This window comes from Tsukamurella soli (assembly GCF_039541155.1).
GTDB lineage: Bacteria > Actinomycetota > Actinomycetes > Mycobacteriales > Mycobacteriaceae > Tsukamurella > Tsukamurella soli.
In genome coordinates this window covers 1-5,472 of sequence record NZ_BAABFR010000179.1, presented here as the reverse complement: position 1 = coordinate 5,472, position 5,472 = coordinate 1, and the positions used below count along the sequence as shown (strand labels likewise).

Annotated in this window: 6 protein-coding genes; 3 read left to right on the top strand and 3 right to left on the bottom strand. The window is 71.9% G+C overall.

What is annotated here, in order from left to right; genetic code table 11:
• The coding region (locus ABD908_RS26490; RefSeq protein ID WP_345001759.1) for a putative immunity protein at nt 1-240 on the top strand (240 nt) is incomplete at its 5' end.
• A gap of 109 nt (nt 241-349) precedes the next feature.
• On the opposite strand, the gene ABD908_RS26485 is transcribed toward ABD908_RS26490, so the two are convergent.
• On the bottom strand, nt 350-1,939 hold the full coding sequence (locus ABD908_RS26485; RefSeq protein WP_345001756.1) for a DNA polymerase Y family protein: 1,590 nt from the start codon (nt 1,937-1,939) through the stop codon (nt 350-352).
• 612 nt (nt 1,940-2,551) lie between these two features.
• Between ABD908_RS26485 and ABD908_RS26480 the strand changes: the two genes are divergently transcribed.
• Nucleotides 2,552-2,995 (top strand): MarR family winged helix-turn-helix transcriptional regulator, encoded by a 444-nt coding sequence (locus tag ABD908_RS26480; protein WP_345001753.1) that lies wholly within the window; start codon nt 2,552-2,554, stop codon nt 2,993-2,995.
• A 2-nt stretch (nt 2,996-2,997) separates the two neighbouring features.
• Here ABD908_RS26480 and ABD908_RS26475 read toward each other — a convergent pair whose 3' ends face one another.
• Nucleotides 2,998-3,642, bottom strand: coding sequence for a LysE family translocator (locus ABD908_RS26475; RefSeq protein ID WP_385924474.1), 645 nt, complete (start codon nt 3,640-3,642; stop codon nt 2,998-3,000).
• Between the two features lie 88 nt (nt 3,643-3,730).
• The gene (locus ABD908_RS26470; protein ID WP_345001750.1) at nt 3,731-4,429 is read right to left on the bottom strand and encodes a hypothetical protein; all 699 of its coding nucleotides are present in this window, start codon (nt 4,427-4,429) and stop codon (nt 3,731-3,733) included.
• Nucleotides 4,430-4,609: 180 nt separating this feature from the next.
• Here ABD908_RS26470 and ABD908_RS26465 point away from each other — a divergent pair.
• Nucleotides 4,610-5,472, top strand: an 863-nt coding sequence (locus ABD908_RS26465) for a serine/threonine-protein kinase (protein WP_345001747.1), incomplete at its 3' end; no start/stop codon positions are given.

The window sequence follows — 5,472 nt, the reverse complement described above, 5'->3', positions numbered from 1 at the left end:
CGGCACGCCGCCTATGCCGCCGGGCAGGCCGGGGCCGTCGCCCACGTCGCCGCACACGATCTCGGCGCGGCCGCCTACGCGATCAAGGCGGCGCGCGCCGCCGCGCCCGCCGAGCTGGCCGACAAGGCAGGACGTGCCGAATGTCGTTGGCAGCGTGCGCAGCTGCCGGATCCGGTGCGACTGCTCGTGCTCGACGACCAGCGACTACGCAACGACATCTGCTGGTCTGTGTTCGAGTAGTCGCAGGTGAAGGCACCGACGGGCTCCACCGTCGAACACGGCGTGGCGGTCGGAGCCCCGGACTGGCCGGTGTGGACTCCCGACCTCCTCCGCGGCCGAGCTCGCACCGTTACTCGTACACCCCCTCCACCTCCCACCTGTCCGCCGCGTACCGCAGGAGCAGTGCGCGTACCTGGGCCAGCTGGGTGGGATGCCGCCCGGTCGGCTCGAGGAGCACCTGCGCGCGCGCCGCGGGACCGGCGCCCGGCTCCCACCAGCGTTCGTCCACCAGCCACGGCCCGGCCCACCAGCTGAGCCCCCACTCCCGGCCGTCCCACGCCAGGTGGGTGGGTTCCGCCGTGAAGACGCCGCGGTCGGTGACCCGCACCGGCGCACCGCGGGCGTCGGTGACGTCGACGGTGACGCCGGTGCACAGCACCGTCGGTGCCGGCTGCGGCAGCCGGCCGGGCCGCGGCGCCGCCGGATCCCGCTCCGGCACCGGCTCGTCGCCCAGCGGCACCCAGGTGATCTGCTCGGCCGGGCCGCGGCCGCCGCTGCGTACCCCGACCCGGACCGCCTCGCCACCCAGCAGGCCCTGCACCCGCACGAGTGCCCGGCGGAAGCGGGCGCCGTCGTCGCCCTCCCCGCCCCAGATGCCGGCCTGCAGCCCGCCGGCATCCACCACCTCGACCGGCTCGAGCCGCAGCAGGGTGACCGGCGCCGTAGGACCGGGAGGTGCCGCGGTGCCGCCCTTCCTGCTCCGCCCCCCGGTGATCCAGCCGTCGAGCTGCCACCGGATGCGGTCGGCGGTGCCCTCGAGGGTGAGCGGCTCGGCGCACCGCCATGTGCGCGTGTGTACCTCCCCATTGGCCGTGGCCGCCGAGACCTGCAGCCGCATGCACGCGACCCCGGCCGCGGCGAGCCTGCCGTGCAACTCGGCGGCGAGGGCACGCCCGGCGAACGCGGCGGCGTCGACCCGGTCGATCGGCGGATCGGGGTGGTGCACCACCTCGAGTCCCGGCGGCAGCGCGCGGGTCGACGGTGGCCGGTCCTCCACCGCCCGCGCCTGTCGGTGCGCGGCGATCGCGTCGATCCCGAAGCGGGTGGCCACGTCGGTGGCGGCGAGCGCCGCGAAGTCGCCGACGGTGCGCAACCCCAGACGGTGCAGCAGGTCCAACAGCTCGGTCCGGTCGCCCCCACCGAGGCTGGGCTCGACCCCCAGCTCGGCGACCGGCAGTCGCGCCAGGAACTCCGCGGATCCGCCCGACGGCACGACCACCCCGCGCCGGGCGGCGCACGCGGCGGTGAACACCTCGTCGGCGGTCCCCACCTGCGACTCCATGCCCACCGCGGATACCGCATCGACCAGCCGCTCAGCCGCGGCCGCCTCTGTGCCGAAGAACCGCACAGCGCCACGCGCGGGGATCACGACCAGCCCCGGTCGCAGCACTTCGATCAGCGGGATGAGCTCGGCCACCGCCGCCGCGACCGGCTCGAACACGCGGGCATCGCGAGCGTCATCGGCGGCCGCGACGTGCAGCAGCGGGCAGCGGGCCTGCGCCTCCCGGCGCCGCAGCCCGCGCCTGACCCCGGCGGATCGGGCCGACGCCGAGCCCGCGATCACCATGACCGCCCGCACCACCGCCACCGGCCGGTCAGGCGGGAGGTCGACCTCCACCGCCGCGGCCACTGCGGGCCAGTCGGGACACCAGAGGGCCATGATCCTTCCCCTCGGGGGCTCCGCCCCCGAGAACCCCCGACCCTCTCTCCCTCCCCTCGGGGGCTCCGCCCCCGAGAACCCCCGACCCTCTCTCCCTCCCCTCGGGGGCTCCGCGGTGTCCGCACGTCCCTGGGCGTGCAGTTCGACGGGTGGCTCGGTCACCGTCGGCCTCGTCATCGCGCCACCGTCTTCCGCTGCAGTACGTCGATGTGCAACAGGTGTGCGATAGCCCGATCGATGGGCAACGCACCCGACTCGCCCAGCGGGGCCCCGGCACGTGCGCCGGGCATGCCCGGCGGAGCCGTCGCGCCCCTGATGCGCCGATGTAGATCCGACGATCCGGAAAGACATCTACGCAGTTCACTCTGGTCTTCTTCGCGACTGTGCGGTTCCTTCGCGCACTGCGTCACCGTCATATGTCACACCCCTCCCATACCGTGTGAGATATGAGAGCCACGAGGAAGACGCGACTCGAATACTCTTTCGATTTCCGAATCCACGGTAAACCCGAGAGGGCGAACCCGTCAAGGCCGGAACGACCGGAGAGGGGTAGCCAATGTCGCGACCTGCAGCCTTGACCTCAACATCGGTTCAGGCCATACGGTCGGTTCCATGACCAGACCCATGCAACCGCCCGACCGCCAGCCCCTCGGCTTCTGGACGCTCCGCGCCGGAGAGACGATCCGTGCCCGCACCCGCGGCGCGCTCGCGGAGATCGGCGTCACCCAGCCCGAATGGTGGGTGCTACATCAGCTGTCCCTCCATCCGGGAGGCGTTCCCCGGGACGATGTGATCGGCACCGTCGGGCCCAACGACACCCCGGAGGCGATCGTTGCCGCGCTGCGGTCCGTCGCGGCCAACGGATGGTCGCGGGACGACGGCGCGACCATCGCCCTGACCACCGCCGGCAGGGAGCGGTTCGAGCGCGCGGCGGAGGTCCAGGCCGCGCTTCAGCGGGAACGCATGCAGGGCATCAGCACGGAGGACTTCGCGACCACCATCACCGTCCTGCAGAAGACCATCGACAACCTCGGCGGGACCGCCTGGCACTGGTGACGTCACACCCGCGCCCGCGCCGGGATCTCCCGCGCGAGCAGCAGCGCGACGGTGCCGAGCATCGTGCCGGTGATCCGGCGCTGCCACGCCGCCCACTCCGGCCGCCGCGCCAGCACGCGTGCCACCGATCCCGCGGCCACGACGATCAGGGCGTTGACCGCCACACTCACCGAGATCTGCAGACCGCCGAGCGCGAACCCCTGGGCCCCGGCGTGCCCGCGCGCCGGATCGATGAACTGCGGGATCAACGCGAGATACATGATGGCCGCCTTCGGGTTCAGCAGATTGGTGACCAAGCCCATCCGGAACAGACGCATAGACGAATCTCGCTGCAGGTCACGGACTTCGAACAGTCCCCGCCCGCCGGGCTTGAGCGCCTGCCACGCCAGGTACCCCAGGTAGGCGGCACCCACCGCCTTGAACCCGATGTACAACCACGGCACGGCGACGAACACGACCGCCAAGCCGACGTTCGCTATCGTCATATAGACGAGGAATCCCACCGCAGTACCGACCAACGAGATCAGCCCGGCGATGCGCCCCTGGGCGACGCTTCGGGACACGAGGTACATCATGTTCGGCCCCGGCGTGAGGACCATGCCCAGGGCCGTCACCGTCATACCGGCCGCCGCCGTCGTCGAGATCACCACGGCCCCAGTCTCACCCACCGCTTATCCGAGGTCGATAGCCGGTTCCGAAGAGCCGGCCCGGTGGCACCGTCCCGCATACCCACTGCTATCCGTACATCCGCGCACCTCCGAGGCAGCCCCGGCCGCGCGCCGAGAAGACCACGTCGACCGCCCGGATCCGGCCCCGACCGGAGCGCGCACCGATGCCCGCGTACCCGCGCACCCGTGCCTGCAGGTGCAGCGAGGCCCCGTCCCACCGGCCGTCCTTGAGCAGCAGCACCGCGCCCTTGCTGCGGGCGCGTGCAGTGATCGCGCGGGCACGACTGGGCGGCACCGAGATCCCGCCCAGCCCGCACAGCACCACATCGGCACCGTCGAGCAGGATCGACGCCACCACCACCGGATCCGGCAACGGCCCCGGGACGATGGCGATGCGACCCAGATCGGCCCCCTGCTCCACCGCTGCGAGGGCGCCGAATCCCGGCAGCCCGCACACCGCGACGCGGGCCCCGGCCGCCGTCATCGTGGCGACCAGCGAGACCTCCAACGCCGCGGCACCGGACACCGTGGCCACCGTCCCCCGCTGCAGGCCGCCGCCGGGCAACAGGTGTGCGATCCCCGGATGGACCGGCAACACACCCACCCCGCCCGGCGGCGCCGAGGGCCCTATGCCGGGCGCCTCAGGCGGAGCCTCCGCCGTCTTGACCGGCCGATGCCGATCCGGTAGCGAGGCGAGCTGTCTCCGCAGGTCGGACAGCTTCTCCTCGCGACTGCGCGGATCCGCCACACGCTGTGTCACCGCCATATGTCACACCCCTCCCATATCGTGTGAGATATGAGAGCCACGGGGAAGACGTGACTCGAATACTCTTTCGATTGTGGGATCCACGGTAAACCCGAGAGGGCGAACCCGTCAAGGCCGGACGAACGCCGCAGGGGATGACGGCGGAACCCGTGGGAGGTGACTGTGAACTACCATCGTGGAGTGGCGGAGGACAGAGCGACGCGGGTACCGGGACCCGATTACCTGGTCTCCGGTCGGTACCGGCTCGAGTCGAAGATCGGCGGCGGCGGGATGGGTGCGGTGTGGCTCGCGCACGACGAGCTGTTGGACCGCGAGGTGGCCGCGAAGCAGGTGATCTCGACCGCAGGGATGTCTGACGACACCGCGGCCGAGATGCGTCAGCGAGCCATGCGGGAGGGACGGATCGCCGCCCGCCTGTCACATCGCAACGCCATCTCCATGTACGACGTGGCGCTGGACCAGGGCGAGCCGTGGCTGGTGATGGAGTACCTGCCGTCGCGGTCGCTCGCGCAGGTCCTGCACATGACATCGACACTGCCCGAGAAGCAGGTCGCGCAGATCGGGGCGCAGATCGCCGACGCGCTGGCGGAGGCGCACGACTCGGGCATCATCCACCGCGACATCAAGCCGGGCAACATCCTGATCGCGAATCGCGGTCGGCAGTCGGGCATGGTCAAGCTCACCGACTTCGGCATCTCGCGTGCCAAGGACGACGTGCAGCTCACCCAGACCGGGGTGATCACCGGGACGCCCGCATACTTCGCGCCCGAGGTGGCCCGCGGCGAGGAACCGAACGAGGCGTCCGACCTGTACTCGCTGGGCGCGACGCTGTACACCGCCATCGAGGGGGTGCCGCCGTTCGGCTCCGACGACAACTCGCTGGTTCTGCTGCACCGCGTGGCCCGCGGCAAGATCAACCCGCCCACACACGGCGGCCCGCTGATGACCGTGATCCTGGCGATGCTCGAACCGGACCCGCGCCGCCGGCCCACCCTCGCGCAGGCCCGCGATCGGCTCGCCGAGGTCGCCGCGGCCGGCGGGAG

What these genes read in the sequence shown, in the direction of transcription:
- ABD908_RS26485 (WP_345001756.1), bottom strand. Translation starts at nt 1,939, where the DNA reads ATGGCCCTCTGGTGTCCCGACTGGCCCGCAGTGGCCGCGGCGGTGGAG.
- ABD908_RS26480 (WP_345001753.1), top strand. Translation starts at nt 2,552, where the DNA reads ATGACCAGACCCATGCAACCGCCCGACCGCCAGCCCCTCGGCTTCTGG.
- ABD908_RS26470 (WP_345001750.1), bottom strand. Translation starts at nt 4,429, where the DNA reads ATGGCGGTGACACAGCGTGTGGCGGATCCGCGCAGTCGCGAGGAGAAG.